A 17582-nucleotide genomic window follows, 5' to 3' on the forward strand; every position below is an offset into this window, starting at 1 on the left:
ATGGATGCCGAAGTGGCCCCCCTAGCTCTGGTTTCAAGCGATTTCCTGCGCTATCAGTACGAAGTGCTGGGCATCGCCGAGTACATGAATTCGCCGGAGGTGACGGAAATCTGCATCAACCGTCCCGGCGAGCTGTACCTGGAAACCCGGGCAGGGTGGCAGCGGGTGGAGGTGCCGGGACTGACCTTCGAACGGGCCCGGCAGTTCTGCACTGCAGTGGTGAACGAAAGCAACACCGGCCAGCGCATCACCGATGCCGACCCGGTCGTGTCGTTGACCTTCCCGACGGGTCAGCGCGCCCAGTTCGTGATTCCGCCGGCGTGTGATGCCGGCAAGGTGTCGATCACCATCCGTTTGCCGTCCAAGCACACCAAGACGCTCAGCCAGTACAACGAGGACGGTTTCTTCAACCAGATCCTCGAGCAGGACGGCAGCATCAGCGAGCAGGACCGCGAGCTGCTGGAGCTGCGCCAGTCGCGCGACTACGCCGAGTTCTTCCGTCGTGCGGTGATATACCGCAAGAACATCGTGGTGTCCGGCGCCACCGGCAGCGGCAAGACCACCTTCATGAAGGCACTGGTCAACCACATCCCCGATGAAGAGCGCCTGGTCACCATCGAGGATGCGCGCGAGCTGTTCATCAGCCAGCCCAATGTCGTGCATCTGCTGTACTCCAAGGGCGGGCAGAGCGCCAGCAACGTCACCGCCAAGAGTTGCATGGAAGCGTGCCTGCGCATGAAGCCTGAACGCATCATCCTGGCCGAGCTGCGTGGCGACGAGGCGTTCTACTTCATCCGCAACTGCGCCTCCGGCCATCCCGGTTCGATCACCAGCTGCCACGCCGGCAGCCCGGAACAGACCTGGGACCAGCTGGCGCTGATGGTGAAGGCATCCAGCGAAGGCTCCGGACTGGAGTTCGCGGTGATCAAGCGGCTGCTGATGATGACCATCGATATCGTCGTGCATATCAAGGCGCACATCGGGTCGCGCTACATCACCGGCATTGATTTCAATCCCGGCCGTGCGCAGGGACAGGAGGGCTGAACGATGAACGACATGACGACCGGACATGGCTGTGTCCACCCCACCTCGAGGGCGCCGTGATGCTGCCTGGCATGGAAGTGCTTGCGTGCCCGGAGATGGCCGTCTCGATGGACGTGATGAAACACGTCATCAATGTTGAATCTTCCCGCAATCCCTACGCCATCGGCGTGGTCGGGGGGGCCCTGGTGCGCCAGCCCAAGCAGCTGGAGGAAGCCCTGTCGACCGTGCGCATGCTGGAGGAGAAAGGCTACAACTTCTCCATCGGGCTGGCCCAGGTCAACCGCTACAACCTGGCAAAGTACGGCCTGGATTCCTACGAGAAGGCATTCCAGCAATGCCCGAACCTGGTGGCCGGCTCGCGGATTCTCGCCGAATGCTACAAGCGGTCCGGTGGCGACTGGGGCAAGTCGTTCAGCTGCTACTACTCCGGCAACTTCACCACCGGCTTCCGCCACGGGTACGTGCAGAAGGTGTTCGACTCGATCCAGCGCGGGCAGCAACTGGCCTCGGCTGGCGGCGTCCCGCCGATCGACGTGGTCAGCCGCGACAGCCGCCGTACCGTCAAGGTCGAGCATCACCCGCAGCAGGTCTCGCCGGCACAGTCGCGCATCGTTGCCCAGGCCGATGGGCCACTGTATGCGCCCCAGCCGCCGGTTGATCCAGCGCGGGCGTATGTGGTGTATCCCTCGACCAGCGCCATGGCACGTGGCGCGCTGGTCAATCTTGCCGACCAGGCCCTGTCGCGGGTGGTCCTGGGCGCGGTGGACCGCGCCGGTACGGCAGCCCCGGTCCAGCAGGCCGCTTCACCGTATGCGCAGTACCCGCAGGATGTGCAGGAGGCGTTGAGCCAAGCCGGTGCACCGCCGATACCGCAGGCGCCTGCGGGGAGCGCCGCGCAACAGGCTGGGCAGCCGGTAATGCTGCGGCCATGGAATGAACGCAGCACGCCGGCTGCCTTGCCCAGCCAGAACGGTGAAGCAACCAGGCAGCCGGAGCAACAGATTCCCGCAGGGGATGCGGCCTTCGTTTTCTGACGAAGTCGTGGCGTGGCCAGGCCCTCGACTGGTCAATTGAGTTATGTACGTTCAACTACAAGGAAACCCACCCATGAAGCGCTCCAATCTCGACCTCATCCACGCCCAGCGTCTGCTCAAGTCCGCGTCATTGGCCGTGCTGTTCGTCGGCGCGGTGTTCGTGCCGGAAGTAATGGCCCAGGGCACGCCCAGCTTCGGCGGCACCGATGACAAGGTGTGCGGCTTCTTCAGCAACATCAATGGTCTGCTGAACATCGCGTCGATCGCGGTGGTGACCATCGCGGTCATCTTCGCCGGGTACCAGATCGCGTTCGCCCACAAGCGCATTGCCGACGTTGCTCCGATCCTGATCGGTGGCCTGCTGATCGGTGCGGCCGGCCAGATCGCCAAGATGCTGCTCGGCGACAGCTCCAGCAGCAGCTGCGGCGGCACCACCACCGTGATGATCGAGCAGGCGCTGCTGTACTACAGTGCATAAGAACGTCGTCTTCCGGGGTTGTACGCGCCCAGCGATGTTTCTGGGCGTGCCCTACATGCCGTTTTTCCTCGTGATCGGCGGTTTGTTCCTGTTGAGCGTCTACACGAACTTCTGGTACCTGCTGTCCATTCCGGTCGCGATCTTCATCATGCGGAACATGGCCAAGCGCGATGAGATGATTTTCCGGCTGCTCGGTCTGCGCCTGCATTTCAAGTTCAAGGCGCGCAACGTGCAGGACCACGATGGCATGTGGGTGTTCAGCCCCAATCACTACCGTACCAAGCCGGCGCCCAAGGATTGAGGCGCCGGATCATCCCGGGCAGGCAGCCGCCTGCCCGGTTTGTCCCGGAAATGTCGCAGTACCCTCTACGGAAGCAGTCCCATGTTCAGCCCCGACACCTCCATCGCAGAGTTCATTCCGCTGTCATCGCACGTCTCGGCGAACGTGGTCAAAACCACGGGCGGTGATTACCTGTTGACCTGGCATCTGGAAGGTCTGCCCTTTGTCGGGCGCGAAGAATGGGAGCTGGAACACAAGCACAACACCTTCAACCGCCTGCTGCAGACACTGCGCGCACCGGATTTCGTCAATGTGGCCTTCTGGGTCCATGACCTGCGCCGCCGCCGCACGTTGAAGAGTCGCAGCTCGTTCAAGCAGACGTTCAACCAGGACGTGTCCGACCAGTACATGGGGATGCTGTCCTCGCAGCGGATCATGCAGAACGAGCTGTACCTGACCATGATCTACCGGCCGGTGGTGGGGGGGAAGCGTTTCGTCGAGAAGTCCGCCAATGTCTCCAAACTGCAGGCCGAGCAGGAGCAGGCCGTCGACAAGCTGATGGAACTGGCCGGCAACGTGGAAGCGGTCATCCGCGACTACGCACCGTATCGCCTCGGCATGTATGAAGCCAAGAATGGCATCGTATTCTCCGAGACCCTGGAATTCTTCGGTTATCTGATCAACCGCATCGACGAGCCGGTCCCCGTGCTCTCTGCGCCGATCAAGGATTACCTCCCGGTCAGCCGCCACATGTTCTCGGCCAAGACCGGCGATTTCGTGGTCGCCACACCCAACGGCGTCAATCACTTCGGTGCCATCCTCAATATCAAGGAATACGCTGAAGGAACCTATCCGGGCATCCTCAACGGCCTGAAGTATCTTGATTTCGAGTATGTGTCCACCCATTCGTTCAGCCCGATGGGCCGCCAGGACGCGCTCAAGGTGCTGGACCGCACCAAGGGCATGATGATCTCTTCCGGTGACAAGGCGGTCAGTCAGATCATCGAGCTGGACCAGGCCATGGACCAATTGTCCTCGGGCAACTTCGTGCTGGGCGAGTACCACTACACCATCGCCGTGTACGGCGACAGCCAGGCCAAGCTCTCGCAGAACGTGGCTGCCACGCGCGCAGAACTCTCCAACGCCGGGTTCATCTCGGTCAAGGAAGACCTGGCCGTCACCTCGTCGTTCTATGCGCAGATTCCCGGCAACTGGCGCTACCGCACGCGCTTGGCCAACCTGAGTTCACTGAACTTCCTGGGCCTGTCGCCGCTGCACAACTTTGCTACCGGCAAACAGCACAACAACCCGTGGGGTGACTGCGTGACCACCCTGCAGACCACCAACGGGCAGCCGTACTACTTCAATTTCCACGCCACCCACCCCTCGGAAAATTCGCTGGGTGAGAAGGCGATCGCCAACACCATGGTGATCGGCAAGTCCGGTACCGGTAAAACCGCGTTGATCAACTTCCTGCTCAGCCAGGTGCAGAAGTACGACCCATCGCCGACCATCTTCTTCTTCGACAAAGACCGCGGCGCGGAAATCTTCGTGCGTGCCTGCGGGGGCAACTATCTGGCGCTGGAGAATGGCGCGGCCACCGGCTTCAACCCGTTCCAGTGCGAACGCAACGAAGCCAACGTACAGTTCCTGTCCGACCTGATCAAGGTGTTGGCCGGCAAGCGCGAGTACAGCTCGCGCGAGGAAGAGGACATCTTCCGCGGCGTGGAGAACATGCTCGACACCCCGATGCACCTGCGCAGCATGACCAACTTCCAGAAGAGCCTGCCCAACATGGGCGACGACGGCCTGTACGCGCGCATGCGTCGCTGGACCTCGGGCAACTCGCTGGGCTGGGTGTTCGACAACCCGGTCGATACCATCGACCTGAGCCGGGCCAATATCATTGGTTTCGACTACACCGACATCATCGACAACCCCGAAGTGCGGGTGCCGGTGATCAACTACCTGCTGCACAAGCTGGAATCGCTGATCGACGGGCGGCGCCTGATCTATGTGATGGACGAGTTCTGGAAGATCCTGGACGGCGAGGGTGGCCTGAAAGAGTTCGCCAAGAACAAGCAGAAGACCATCCGTAAACAGAACGGCATGGGCATTTTCGCCACCCAGAGCCCGGAAGACGCGCTCAAGAGCGACATCTCCGCCGCGCTGATCGAGCAGACCGCCACGCTGATCCTGCTGCCCAATCCCAACGCCAGCAAGAGCGATTACATGGATGGTCTGAAGCTGACCGAGGCCGAGTTCCGCGTGGTGACCGCGCTGGACGAACGCTCGCGCTGCTTCCTGGTCAAGCAGGGGCATGCATCGAGTGTGTGCCAGCTCAACCTGCGTGGCATGGATGACATCCTGTCGGTGATTTCGGCATCCACCGATAACATCGACATCATGCACCGGGTGCTGTCCGATGCGGCAGCCCGGGAAAAAGTGCTTGAGTCAGAGTTGACGCCGGAGCAATGGCTCAGCGAGTTCTACCGCAGGCGGAAAGGCTCGGGAAAACCGGCGCCGGGCAGCCAGGAGGCAGCCGCATGAAAACGATCGTTGAGCTGAAGGAATATCGCCGTTCGAATTCGATGGAGAAGACAATGGATACTGCAAAGCGAGCACAAAAGCCCCGAGCCATGTACGCGCGTGCGCGCGCGACCTTGCTGAGCGTTTCGTGCGCCGCCATGCTGGCCGCCCCGGTGCAGGCCTATACGCTGCCCGTTGTCGAGGTCGGCGCCAACCTGTTCAACCTGACCTACACGCAGGTCAATACGCTGTACTCGCAGATGGAGTCAGCTGCTGAATACGGCACCCAGGCCTGGCGCTTCACCAAGACGCTGGCCAACTGGGCGCAGAAGATGGCACGGTTCCAGCAAATCATCGCATCGCCTCTGATGCCCGTTACTCCTACCCTCAAGCCCGTTCCCATCGACTTCAATGTCGCCGAGAAGTGCGGGACGTCCAGCATGTTCAGTTTCCAAGGGGTGATGCAGGCACTGGACATCGGCTCGTTCTCGCCGCAGGGGGACATCCGCGCGCAGCAGCGCACCATCTGCAGCATGATCCAGGTCATCGAGAATCAGAAGTACAACGAGACCGTCAAGGTCCTGCAGGAGAGCCTGCCCAATATGAATCAGGTGCTGAACAAGATCGCCGAGATTCGTGCCCTGACCAGCTTTGAGGACGAGGGCCCGATGAACGAGGTGCTGAGCAATACGACCCTGTCCATCGCCAAGTCGACTGCCGCCATTGACCAATGGGAGCAGCAGATGGGCCTGTACGACAAACACATCGACATTCTCACCCGGCAGCAGCGGATGCTGGCCGAGCGGGTTCTCAGGGGCAGCAAGGCCCCCAACATACTGGGCACTGCGGTGAAGACGGCCGCGCTGAAAGCGGCGCTGTCCAACTGATCACGGACACCGTTGAACGCGGGCCGACACAATATTGGGTGAGATTATGACTCTAGGGATGGTGCACGCCATGTTCGGCCACGGGCCGCTTCAATGGCTCCAGGACCTGCAGGCGCAGGCGTCGGTCGGCGATTTCTTCTTTTTCAGGCTGATCCTGGATTACCTTCACAAGGAGATTGCAGAGTTCGGCATCAAGTTGCTCGGCCGCATGATGAAGTGGGTCGGTGCGATCGCGCTGATCCTGATGACGCTGTGGGTGCTCATCCAGGGCTTCCGCATCGCCACCGGCCAGAGCCGCGACTCGATGATGGTGCTGGTCACCAACATGGCCCGCGCCGCGTTGATCGTGTCGGTGGCTACGAGCATGGCCATGTTCGGCGAAGACCTTCATGGCTTCCTGATCAATGACGTGAAGAACGAGATCAGCTACGTCATTACGGGCAAGGACGAATCGCCAGAGGACCTGATCGACAAGAATCTGGGCTATATGCAGATTGCATTGTCGGCGGTCGATGCGTTGGATGTGATGGGCGATGTGACCCTGGACAGCGCAAAAACCCGCGCCATGTGGTTTGTCGGCCTGGGTACCGGGGGGCCGGCCGTAACCGCCGGCTCGATGCTGCTGTTGTACGAGGTGGCGTTGGCCTTGTTCATCGGCTTTGGCCCTCTGTTCATCCTCTGCCTGCTATTTGATCAGACCAAGCAGCTCTTCCAGAAATGGTTGTTGTACGGGATAGGAACGATGTTCTCCATGGCGGTACTGGCGGTGATGACCACAATCGCGATGAAGATGGTTGCCAAAGTGGCGGGGGCCTTCTGGGCCAGTGCCGCATTGGGCAAGCTGATCGGTCAGGACTTCTCCGATGGCGTGACCAGTATGGCGTTGCAGCAGGGCGGCATGGGTCTCATCCTGACCACGCTGATCCTGACCGCCCCGCCGATGGCGGCGATGTTCTTCCAGGGCACGCTGGGCAGCTTCATGGCGTATTCGCAGATTGGTGGTTCGGGCGTTGGAGCACAGCCTGGCCCGCAGGGGCAGCCGCCGGGTGCGGCGGGGTCGTATACACCGTCGGCGCCCGCTAAGCAAATTGATACGGCAGATAGTGCTGGTCCTGTCGCTATGCCAAGGTTCTCGCCCGGTTCTGAGCCTGCAAGCTCTCCAACTGGACTCAGGGGTAATGCCCCGTCATCCGGCAACACTTGAGGTTGCAATTCATATGGCAGTCTGTGGAGGAGGCAGTATGTCCCCAAAAATGGCTTTAGTTTTACTATTGGTGGTCGCTTTAGCCAGCGCGAGCCTTGGGGTACGCGCGGAAGGAAACTGCCCGCGCGGCTATTATCCGATAGGGGGGCAAGGGGTTCAGGGGTGCGCACCAATTCCGGGCTCAGGGAATAGGTCATCCTCGGCTGCTGCCGTGCCATCAGCTCCTGTTCCAACCGGAGAGTGGATTAAGACATGGGGTGCAATTGCGGCGTCAAAGGCGACGTCGGATGCAGGAGTCTCGACCGCGAAGTTCTCCAGGCAGGACGCGGAGCGTGAGGCGCTAGGGAAATGCGCAGATCGTGGCGCTCGTGATTGTGCAGTCTCTCTTGCATACTTCAATCAGTGTGTGTCCTGGGTAATACCGAGTGGACGGTCCGGCAAAGGACAGTCCGGTATCGGGCGTGGCCCCACACTCGATGTAGCCAAGGAGGCGGCTGCAAAGTCCTGCAAGAATGATGAAGCAGGAAGCTGCGTAGAGGTATATGCAGACTGCACTGAGCCCTACTTCAAGAAGTACTGATTCTTCATCATCTGGATTTGGATGTTTGCTGCCAATTCCGACATGAGCCACTTTGTCGCTTCTGTGCTGTTTCTTCTTGCGCTTGGCTTTGCCTAAGCTGCGTATGCTGAGGGAAATTGCCCTCCTGGGTTCTACCCAATCGGGGGGCAGGGGGTACAGGGTTGTGCACCAATTCCTGGGGCGACTGCAACCGGAAGTGAGGCAAGCATTCCTGCTCCCGCTCCTCGGCCGACGGGCTACTGGACAGAAACGTGGGGAGCTATTTCGACCGCAAAATCAACTGGCGACATCGGTGTGACCTACGGGAAGCCTTCCAAGGGTGAGGCCGATAGTGACGCCTTGGGCAAGTGCGCGACGTATGGCGCCAAGGACTGTCGTATCGCTCTGAGCTACAAAAATCAATGTGTCGCTATAGCAAAGGGGGCTGGAGGTAGTTACGTGCATTCAGCGCGGTCCAGCTCGATCGAGCGAGCCACAAGCATCGCGATGAAGGGCTGTATTGCGAACACTGAAGGTGCATGTGAGGTTGTGCACACGAACTGCTCCGAGCCGATTTTTCATAGATATTGATGCGCATTGGCTGAGTGAAGCTATCTGCGGTGGTCGGCGGCACAGCGCGTGAAGCTTGGCTGCTTTGAAATATAAAGCAGTCCGGTTGAATGGACCTAGGTTCACCTCCAGCGATTTGAAGGAATTCCCGTCACACTAGAGACGATGGAGCTAACTAGACCTTTGGCCGTGTTTTGATGAGGCCAATGTACTGATTGGTACATCATGACCGGTGCCGGCTTACTAGGCCGCTGAAAGATGGTTCAGCATGTGCTTGCCGGGTCGCGTTGCCAGCCATAGTCTGGTCTCGACCGCCCCGCCGATGGCGGCGATGTTCTTCCAGGGCACGCTGGGCAGCTTCATGGCGTACTCGCAGATTGGTGGCTCCGGCGTTGGAGCACAGCCGGGCCCGCAAGGGCAGCCGCCGGGTTCGTATACACCGCCTGCGCCGAGTGCCAGTGCGGCCCAGACTACGACAACACAGGCAGATGTATCCTCGCGAGTGTCAGGTCAGGGGGCATTTTCAGGTCAGTCTGACGTTGATCCGGGTCGTTATGGCCTAGCAAACAAAGTTAAGTAAGGTGTATTTCTATGATTCAACGTTCCTATAGTGTTGCAATGCTGCAGAAAGTCATGCGGGTGTTCGCAGTTGTTTGCGCTGCATCATTGGGTGCCTTCCCATTTGTCGCGAGCGCAGAAGGGCGTTGTCCTCCTGGCTCGTATCCCATTGGTGGACAAGGTGTTGGGGGTTGCGCGCCTATCGCCAGTGGAGGCGGCGATGCCCAGGAGGCTCGACCAACAGGGCGTTGGATCAAGACGTGGGGGGCAATTGCAACGTCCTCAACAGGCGAAGTGGGTGTGGCAATTGAGAAGCTCTCAAAGTCTGATGCAGCCAAGGAAGCAGTATCTCAATGCGTTAAGATTGGCGGTCGTGATTGCGAAGTAGCTCGAGCCTACAAAAACCAATGCATTGCGTTGATCTCGCCAGCTACATCTGAGCGAGGAGGCTCTGTGATCTCTAGTGCGGAAACCGAGCAGGTCGCTACTCAGTTGGCAATGAAGGACTGCACCACTCGGGGTAGTACGGGATGCAACAAACTGCACAGTGCTTGCACTAAGCCGCTTTTCGAGAGCTTTTGATCCAAGTAAACGCGAAAGACGGGCGGAGTGCGTTTCGCCGTGTATTTCGCTGCCGGTCACTGGACCTACTCAACAGATGCGTGCATGCCCCATGTGATTGCATGAGAGGTGCCGCGGACGTAGTGGGGCGCTGGTGGTGACCCGGGCTGTGGTTCATCGGCATGGGCCCGTTGTTCATCCTGTGTCTGCTGTTCGACCAGACCAAACAGCTGTTCCAGCGATGGCTGTTCTATGGTATCGGCACGATATTCTCCATGGCCGTGCTGGCTGCGATGGTGTCCATCGCACTGGACATGGTGATCCGTGTGTCTGCCGCGTTCTGGACCACCGCGCTGGTGAACAAGTATCTGTTGTGGGGTGCCTCCAGCGACGGCATGACCAGCCAGGCAATGCAGCAGGGTGGCATGGGTTTGATTCTCACGACTTTGATCCTGACTGCGCCCCCCATGGTGGCGATGTTCTTCCAGGGGACGCTGGGCGGTTTCATGGCATATTCGCAGATAGGCGGTTCCGCAGCAGCTCAGCCTGGCCCACAAGGTCAGCCGCCGGGGTCGTATACACCGCCGCAGTCGAGCAATCCAGGCAACAACTCAGCTGCTTCCGCAACCCCGCAGCACGTCGGACGGATAGTTTCGCAAACTTCACAGAATTCTGGTGGTGAGGTTTCTGGAAAGTTCGGAAATGCTGATCGGTAATTGATGGCGGTCCTGAGGTGCCATTCGTATTAAGGCGTGGAGTAGCGATGAGCAAACTAATACTTGCTGTTATGTTGGTGCTGGTGCCCGTGATTGGTTTTGCTGAAGGGCGATGCCCGCCGGGCCAGTACCCGATCGGGGATGACAGGGCTCCAGGCTGCGCGCCAATTCCCGGCGCGGAGGGGGGGGGGGGGGCTGGAATGCCGGCACCTGTCCCTACGGGAAAATGGGAGACTCGTTGGGGTGCCATTGTGGAAGATGCTGAAAACCTAGCAACAGGTGCTTCGGTGTCGATGAAGACAAAGCGCCAGGCAGTTTCCGCTGCAGAGGCCGAATGCAGGAAAGTTGGAGGGAGGAATTGCAAGCTGCGTTTGGCGTACTACAACCAGTGTATTGCTATCGCTGATCCGGACGCTCGCCAGATTGCCGATGGAGGTGGCAAGTCAATGGCTGTTTCTGCGCAGACTGTCGAGAAGGCCAAAACGATGGCGCTTGAGCAATGCCGAGCGACTGACGGTGGTCAGACGTGTACCATTGCTTATTCAGCGTGCAGTATGTCCGAGTTCAAGTCCTTCCGTTGACCGCAGTCGGTTGCTGGCGGAGCCTGCTGTTTCTCCATCAGGTTGCCAAGGCGCTGCTCAGCCGGTTGGAACCTTTGATCATCCGCTGTTCCGCTCCACAAGCTGCTGTTCCAGCGCGGGCCGCACCTGGGGCGCCGGGTGCGACGGGCATTACACCCTAAAGATTTCACATCTTCCCGTTCCTTGGTGTCTACACGTTGATAGACCGTGCCTTGATACCCATTGCTCGGGTTGTTGACGTGCTCCAGTACTTTGTACTGGTGCCCGTTTAGCGTGACCGGCTCCTGCTGGCCGGGCGCGCGACGTCCTACCGCCCGGTCCTGGTACGCGTCATCGGAAAGTGCGGCGTAGTCCTGGCTGGGGATGCTCATTGTCGGGCCTCTTTGGCGGACAACGAGATCGAGAACAGCGCGTTGCGCAGTTCCGGCACGTAGTCGGTGGGATCTTCATTTCCGCTGTCTGGATAGTCCTCGATGGACGTCATGCCATACGGTCCCTTCACTGGTGCAGCGCGCGGATAATCCACGCGCGGGTAGTAGAGCGTGAGCGTATCGCCCGCAGTGAATCGGTCGGCATCGATGAAGGTCAGAAACCGGGTTTCCTCATGCGCGCCGGTGGCCTTGAGCAGGGCGCCGGTGCCACTGAACTTCCACTGGCACACGCCACGCCCGTAATAGTCCTCGTCCAGCATCTGGTCCAGGTAAACGGTGCCGTGGTACTCATCGTCGGCGACGCGCTTGAGCGCGACCGGTTCCTGACTGGTGATGCGCCCAGCGGTGCCGGTGGCCGGGTTGATGCGGCCGCACTCTGCCTCGTTGGCGACGTCGTACTGCGCGACGGCTTCGATGCGTTCGAACGGGCCCGGGGCGTTGTGCAGTTTGAGGACCACATCAAAGGCTTGGCGCGGCTGTGGATTGAGCTTGGCGAGACCGCGTCCGCCGTTTTCGACATCGGCCTCGGCGGCGTCGGTGGAAAGGTCGTGGCTCATGGTGTTCTCCGTACGGCTGCAGGCGGTAATCAGAAGGGTGGCAAGGCAGATCGTGAGGACACGGTGCAAGGCCGGTCTCCGTTTGACGGTGGGGAACCACGCTTGGGGTGGTGCGGTGGTGTTGGATTGGCCGTATTGCTGGGCGGAGCGGGTCATGGTGCTTCTCCGTCTACCGCTCGATCCTTGTACGCGTCATCGGATATCGCCGCGTAATCCTGGCTGGGAATAGTCATTGTTTGGCCTCTTTGGCGGACAACGAGATCGAGAACAACGCGTCACGCAGTTCCGGCACAAATACGGTGGGATCTCCATTGCCCCTGGCCGGATAGTCTTCGATCGAGGTGATGCCCGACGGACCTTCCACGGGCGAGGCGCGCGGATAGTCCCTGGCCGGGTAGTGACGGGTAAGCGTATCGCCCGCAGTGAATCGGTCGGCATCGATGAAGGTCAGAAACCGGGTTTCCTCATGCGCGCCGGTGGCCTTGAGCAGGGCGCCGGTGCCACTGAACTTCCACTGGCACACGCCACGCCCGTAATAGTCCTCGTCCAGCATCTGGTCGAGGTAAACGGTGCCGTGGTACTCATCGTCGGCGACGCGCTTGAGCGCGACCGGTTCCTGACTGGTGATGCGCCCAGCGGTGCCGGTGGCCGGGTTGATGCGGCCGCACTCTGCCTCGTTGGCGACGTCGTACTGCGCGACGGCTTCGATGCGTTCGAACGGGCCCGGGGCGTTGTGCAGTTTGAGGACCACATCAAAGGCTTGGCGCGGCTGTGGATTGAGCTTGGCGAGACCGCGTCCGCCGTTTTCGACATCGGCCTCGGCGGCGTCGGTGGAAAGGTCGTGGCTCATGGTGTTCTCCGTACGGCTGCAGGCGGTAATCAGAAGGGTGGCAAGGCAGATCGTGAGGACACGGTGCAAGGCCGGTCTCCGTTTGATGGTGGGGAAACACGCTTGGGGTAGTGCGGTGGTGTTGGATTGGCCGTACTGCTGGGCGGAGCGGGTCATGGTGCTTCTCCGTTATCGGTCAAGGATGTGGTGAGCGGTACGCCGCGCGGAGCAGGCGGCAGCGCGCCCGGAGCCCGGGCCAGTAAAGCGGCACGCTGCATCGCCAACGCGTCCATGCGGGAGTTCAGGCAGAGCGTGTTGCAGGTAGGAAGGGCGCAGGGGGACATCACTCCGTTCCATGGTGACGATCGCCCGAGTGTAGGAGGGGAGGAGGGACGGACTTGTTCAGAATGCGCAAAATGCGCCGGAAATGTGGTGATCGGAGGCACACCTCGGCACGGCAGCAATCTCTCAGTCGTTTGTGGGTTGTGCGCCGTGCTTGCGACAGATGTCGATTTCGGCAGCCTGCAGGTTGCAATGGTCGTTGCCCAAACAACAACAGCCATCCCGTCCCGGCGATGGCTGTTGCGGTCGTGCCGTGGCGCGGCCTCACCCCATCATGGTGCGGCTGTTGCTCTGGACCTGTTCCTGGCTGCGCTCCTGTTCCTGACGCTGGCTGCTCGCCTGTTCTTCCACCTTGCGGCTGCTCTGTTCCAGCGGCGTGTTCATGGCCAGCATGGTGTCAACGGTGACGCGCAGGTGGGCCGGGTCGTTCTGGTTGCCCTGCACGGCGAAGGTGTTGGCCGCGTCGTTGCTCATCAGCACATGATCGATGCGCTTGCCGCCTGCGGCGTGCATCTGCGCAGCCAGGCTGCCGGCGAGCTGGTCGCTGGACTGATCCGGAGTGCGGCCCACGCGGGTGTCCTGTGCGTAGACGCCACGCTGTGCGTCGTTGAACAGGGGATTGCCCGGATGGCGGGCATCGTCCATGCGCAGGCTGGTGTGGCTGTTCTGGTGTTTCTCAGCCTCGCGCCGGGCCGGTTCACCGGCCGGCAGGGGGCCGCGCAGGGTGTCGATCAGGTCTACCGCGCCACCGACCGTGCCGCGCGAGATGACGGTGGTCGCGGCACGTCGTTCTCCGATGTCGTCGCGATATTCGTCGATCATTCGGGCATTGGTGTTGGCCAGGGTCTTGGCCTGCTCCGAGCCCAGTACCGAGCCGCTGTCGAGGAAGTTGCCTAGCTTGTGCGAACCCAGCGACGCGGCGGCGGCGATCACGGGGCGATCCGGAATCAGCGCGTTGTACCTGCTGTTGCTGAAGCCGGAGGCCTCCAGGGTCTTGATTTCCTGGGGGCTGGCGTAGATGCGGACCTGGCCGTAATGCGGCGATGCGGCGCTGACCGGATCGGCGGCCATGACATGGTTGATCATCCTGTCGCCACCTTCGGGAATCCGGTAGTTCAGGCTGGCCGCGCCGAAGGCATTGAAGGTTTCGCCTTTGAGATCGAAGTGGTGCGCACTGATCTGGGCCAGCGTGCCGCCCAGCGAGTGGCCGGTGACGGTGACCGGGGGCGTGCGACCTTCGTCCGCGCCCTGCAATCGGGAATATTCCAGTGCGCGTTCGGTCAGTGCGATCGCATCCTTGGCCTGCAGGTTGGTGCGCCCGGTGACCATGCTGCCGTCGGTGAGCACGGCATCGAGCAGAATCTGCTCGGTACCGCGATGGGACACCACGATTTCCTTGGTGTCCACGCGCTGGTAGACCGTGCCTTGGTAACCGTTGCGGGTATTGTTGACATGCTCCAGCACTTTGTACTGGTGGCCGTTCAGCGTAACCGCTTCCTGCTGGCCTGGCGCGCGACGTCCTACCGCTCGATCCTTGTAGGCGTCATCGGAGAGCGCCGCGTAATCCTGGCTGGGAATAGTCATTGTTTAGCCTCTTTGGCGGACAATGAAATCGAGAACAGTGCGTCGCGCAGTTCCGGCACGTAGTCAGTGGGATCTTCGTTGCCGCTTGCCGGATAGTCCTCAATGGAGGTCATGCCGTGCGGACCTTCCACTGGCGCAGCACGTGGATAATTTCGACGGGGGTAGTAGAGCGTCAGCGTATCGCCCGCAGTGAACCGGTCGGCATCGATGAAGGTGAGAAAACGGGTTTCCTCATGCGCGCCGGTGGCCTTGAGCAGGGCACCCGTACCGCTGAATTTCCATTGGCATACACCGCGCCCGTAGTAGTCCTCGTCCAGCATCCGGTCGAGGTAAACGGTGCCGTGGTACTCATCGTCGGCGACGCGCTTGAGCGCGAGCGGCTCCTGGCTGGTGATGCGCCCGGCGGTGCCGGTTTCCGGGTTGATGCGACCGCACTCTGCTTCGTTGGTGACGTCGTACTGCGCGACGCCTTCGATGCGTTCGAACGGGCCCGGGGCGTTGTGCAGTTTGAGGACCACGTCATAGGCTTGGCGCGGCTGTGGATTGAGCTTGGCGAGACCGCGTCCGCCGTTTTCGACATCGGCCTCAGCGGCGGCGGTGGAAAGGTCTTGGCTCATGGTGTTCTCCGTACGGCTGCAGGCGGTGATCAGAAGGGTGACAAGGCAGATCGTGAGGACACGGTGCAAGGCCGGTCTCCGTTTGACAGGGGGGGAATGCGGCTGGGACGGTGCGGGGACGCCGCACAGAGCAGGCGGCAACGCGCAGGGAGCCGTTGCGCCAGCGTCGGGGGAATCCGTCTGTTCGGCGATGCCCGCGTACAGGGGGACGGTTCGCATGGCGACATGCGCCGCCGAGGCGGTGCGGACGATCAGGCCGAGCGTGTCGGGGGTCTGCAGGGAGCAGGGGGACATCAAGTCTCCGTTCCATGGTGACGAGGCCCGAGTATAGGGGGCGAGCGAGGGGGGATTTGTTCAAAATGCGCGAAATGCGTCGAAAATTTGACGGCCTTGTTCGCAAGGCCGGCATTACTCCGCACGGCAACCCATCAACGCCAGCAGCAGACTGCGGACCCTTACGGATACGGCCCGACCCGGAACGGCTGGGGTTCGGGGGACGCCGGCGGCAGGCGATCGCCGTGGACGCGGCTGAGAATCTCGTTGGTCCGGCGCTGTTCGGCCACGATCTGCTTGAGCAGGTCCTTGATCCCGAAGATGGCGAAGGGGACGAAGATCCAGAGCAGCCCGAGCAGCGCCCATAGGATCCCGACCAACACTGAAAAACCCTGACCCGTTGAGCCCATGAAGTACGCTCCTTGTTCTTGGCAGAGAGTGCATCCTGCGCCCGTCGGCGAAGCGATCAACACATCGATCACGACGAGCGGCGTCCGAATGATAACCGCTGCCGCTGTGGGCGCGTTCCGGCGGGCGGAGCAGCGTCCGCTCACGGCCAGTCTCGCTCATTCGTGCGACAATTTCGCTTCAAAGCCACCACCTGTCGATGGCTGCGCCAGGCCGCATAGGGGTTGTGATGTCTACCAGCACGGGCTTTCCAGCGCTCATCGGCTTTGATCTGCCCGGTCTCCCGGTCGGATCGGTGCCGTCGCGGGTGATCGTGACCGCACTTCTCGATGAAACGCCGCCCAGCGACTGGATGCGCATCCTGCACCGCCAGGCGTGGCCCTCCCTGCGCGTGGACCATGGCGTCGAGCAGATCCGCCTGGTCGGGCAGGGCATCCATTTCGTGGGCATCATCAAGGACGCGCGCGCGTTGTCGGCGGCCGTGCGCGGCCTGTTCAACGAGGTCAATGCCAAGGCGCTGGACCGCCGCCTGGCGGCCATGGAGAACCCGCTGGAGGACGGCGGTCCCGGCTCGGCGCCAGTGGCGGAACCGACGGTCTCGACGGATCCACGGCTGGACGATATCGCGGCGCTGCTGGCGATGCCGGCCGTTCCGGGCATCCTGGAGCTGGCCAGTGCGATGACCGGCATGCGCTTCGTCGCGGTGGCGCGGGTGACCGCGGATCGCTGGACCGCCTGCGCCGTGCATGATCGCCTGGATTTCGGCCTGCGGCCGGGCGACGACCTCGTGCTGGAAACCACCATCTGCGATGAGATCCGCGAGCATCGCCATCTGGTCCAGTTCGACCAGGCCAGCACCCATCCGGTGTTCTCCCGCCATCCCACGCCTGCGCTGTACGGATTCGAGAGTTACATCTCGGTGCCGATGTTCCGCCGCGACGGTGGTTTCCACGGCACCCTGTGCGCGCTGGACCCGCAACCGTCCAAGCTCGACGCGGCCACGGTGAAAGCGTTCGAAGTCCTGGCGGGCGTCATCGGTGCGCATCTGGAGGTGCCGGAGGCGGCCGTGGACGCTGGGCAGGACGTGGTCAGCGTGAGCGAGGCGCTGTCGCTGCTGTCGGGCCAGGTCGATGCCCTGGAGGCGGCGAGTCTGCCGGAGCCGTTCCGCGCGGTGACCGCGCGCCTGCGTGCACTGGTCGACGCGCGACAGACTGCGGCGAGCTGATCGCGCCGCAGCCGCGATGGGCGTCGCTGTCGCCGCTCAGCCGCTCATTCGACGCGCGCAAAGCGCGCCCGCCACTGGCCCTCCACCTCCATCTGCGCCACGAACATCTCGAACGGGCGCACCCACAGCCCGATGTCCGTGTCCAGCGGCCGGTAGAGCACCATCGGTGCCAGCGTTTCGCTGTGGCGCACGACGCCGATCACCTCGTAATTGCCGCCCTTGAAGTGGCGGTAGTGGCCGGGCGGCAGGATGGGCAACGGGGCGAGATCGGACATGGTCGGCAGTGACTGGGGCGGGCCTGACATTATCGCCCGT

The 17582-nt window shown here is 61.5% G+C and carries 17 protein-coding genes and 2 pseudogenes; 12 read left to right on the forward strand and 7 right to left on the reverse strand.

What is annotated here, in order from left to right:
* The 11 genes and pseudogenes from virB11 to HDC96_RS02795 all read left to right on the forward strand — a co-directional run.
* Complete coding sequence (gene virB11, locus HDC96_RS02745) at positions 1 to 1044, forward strand: P-type DNA transfer ATPase VirB11 (RefSeq protein WP_179458641.1); 1044 nt, start codon at positions 1 to 3, stop codon at positions 1042 to 1044.
* Between the two features lie 71 nt (positions 1045 to 1115).
* Entirely contained in the window at positions 1116 to 2078 is a 963-nt protein-coding gene (locus HDC96_RS02750) for a lytic transglycosylase domain-containing protein (protein WP_179458642.1), read from the forward strand.
* Positions 2079 to 2151: 73 nt separating this feature from the next.
* Positions 2152 to 2556, forward strand: a complete 405-nt coding sequence (locus tag HDC96_RS02755) for a TrbC/VirB2 family protein (protein ID WP_179458643.1) — start codon at positions 2152 to 2154, stop codon at positions 2554 to 2556.
* Positions 2549 to 2857, forward strand: coding sequence for a VirB3 family type IV secretion system protein (locus HDC96_RS02760; RefSeq protein WP_179458644.1), 309 nt, complete (start codon positions 2549 to 2551; stop codon positions 2855 to 2857). Before HDC96_RS02755 ends, HDC96_RS02760 begins: the two co-directional genes overlap by 8 nt.
* A gap of 81 nt (positions 2858 to 2938) precedes the next feature.
* Positions 2939 to 5386 carry a VirB4 family type IV secretion/conjugal transfer ATPase gene (locus HDC96_RS02765; protein WP_179458645.1) on the forward strand — a complete coding sequence of 816 codons (2448 nt, stop codon included), beginning with the start codon at positions 2939 to 2941 and terminating at the stop codon, positions 5384 to 5386.
* Positions 5383 to 6252, forward strand: a complete 870-nt coding sequence (locus tag HDC96_RS02770; RefSeq protein WP_179458646.1) for a hypothetical protein — start codon at positions 5383 to 5385, stop codon at positions 6250 to 6252. The genes HDC96_RS02765 and HDC96_RS02770 overlap by 4 nt, the downstream gene beginning before the upstream one ends.
* Before the next feature lie 70 nt (positions 6253 to 6322).
* Positions 6323 to 7456, forward strand: a complete 1134-nt coding sequence (locus HDC96_RS02775; protein WP_257018633.1) for a type IV secretion system protein — start codon at positions 6323 to 6325, stop codon at positions 7454 to 7456.
* A 49-nt stretch (positions 7457 to 7505) separates the two neighbouring features.
* Positions 7506 to 8036 (forward strand): DUF4189 domain-containing protein, encoded by a 531-nt coding sequence (locus HDC96_RS02780; RefSeq protein ID WP_179459585.1) that lies wholly within the window; start codon positions 7506 to 7508, stop codon positions 8034 to 8036.
* A gap of 261 nt (positions 8037 to 8297) precedes the next feature.
* Positions 8298 to 8606 (forward strand): DUF4189 domain-containing protein, encoded by a 309-nt coding sequence (locus HDC96_RS02785; protein WP_343203004.1) that lies wholly within the window; start codon positions 8298 to 8300, stop codon positions 8604 to 8606.
* Between the two features lie 612 nt (positions 8607 to 9218).
* A complete protein-coding gene (locus tag HDC96_RS02790) occupies positions 9219 to 9725 on the forward strand; it encodes a DUF4189 domain-containing protein (RefSeq protein WP_179459587.1) in 507 nt (168 codons plus the stop codon).
* Between the two features lie 152 nt (positions 9726 to 9877).
* Positions 9878 to 10288: pseudogene (locus HDC96_RS02795) on the forward strand (type IV secretion system protein); the annotation flags it as partial.
* 907 nt (positions 10289 to 11195) lie between these two features.
* Here HDC96_RS02795 and HDC96_RS02805 read toward each other — a convergent pair.
* The 6 genes and pseudogenes from HDC96_RS02805 to HDC96_RS02830 all read right to left on the reverse strand — a co-directional run.
* A pseudogene (locus HDC96_RS02805) lies at positions 11196 to 11372 on the reverse strand (lipase); the annotation flags it as partial.
* Positions 11369 to 12145, reverse strand: coding sequence for a hypothetical protein (locus HDC96_RS02810; protein WP_306455610.1), 777 nt, complete (start codon positions 12143 to 12145; stop codon positions 11369 to 11371). The gene HDC96_RS02810 and the pseudogene HDC96_RS02805, both read right to left, overlap by 4 nt.
* A gap of 73 nt (positions 12146 to 12218) precedes the next feature.
* On the reverse strand, positions 12219 to 12995 hold the full coding sequence (locus tag HDC96_RS02815) for a hypothetical protein (RefSeq protein ID WP_306455611.1): 777 nt from the start codon (positions 12993 to 12995) through the stop codon (positions 12219 to 12221).
* Between the two features lie 429 nt (positions 12996 to 13424).
* Entirely contained in the window at positions 13425 to 14744 is a 1320-nt protein-coding gene (locus HDC96_RS02820) for an XVIPCD domain-containing protein (RefSeq protein WP_179458650.1), read from the reverse strand.
* On the reverse strand, positions 14741 to 15361 hold the full coding sequence (locus HDC96_RS02825) for a hypothetical protein (protein WP_257018566.1): 621 nt from the start codon (positions 15359 to 15361) through the stop codon (positions 14741 to 14743). Before HDC96_RS02825 ends, HDC96_RS02820 begins: the two co-directional genes overlap by 4 nt.
* Before the next feature lie 455 nt (positions 15362 to 15816).
* Positions 15817 to 16017 (reverse strand): hypothetical protein, encoded by a 201-nt coding sequence (locus HDC96_RS02830; RefSeq protein WP_179458651.1) that lies wholly within the window; start codon positions 16015 to 16017, stop codon positions 15817 to 15819.
* Positions 16018 to 16355: 338 nt separating this feature from the next.
* On the opposite strand from HDC96_RS02830, the gene HDC96_RS02835 reads away from it, so the two are divergent.
* Positions 16356 to 17267 (forward strand): GAF domain-containing protein, encoded by a 912-nt coding sequence (locus tag HDC96_RS02835; RefSeq protein ID WP_343202989.1) that lies wholly within the window; start codon positions 16356 to 16358, stop codon positions 17265 to 17267.
* 44 nt (positions 17268 to 17311) lie between these two features.
* Here the strand turns inward: HDC96_RS02835 and HDC96_RS02840 are convergent, their stop codons facing one another.
* Positions 17312 to 17542, reverse strand: coding sequence for a DUF1653 domain-containing protein (locus tag HDC96_RS02840; protein ID WP_179458652.1), 231 nt, complete (start codon positions 17540 to 17542; stop codon positions 17312 to 17314).
* Positions 17543 to 17582: the final 40 nt, after the last annotated feature.

The organism is Stenotrophomonas sp. JAI102 (assembly GCF_013409105.1).
GTDB classification, from domain to species: Bacteria; Pseudomonadota; Gammaproteobacteria; order Xanthomonadales; family Xanthomonadaceae; genus Stenotrophomonas; species Stenotrophomonas maltophilia_AA.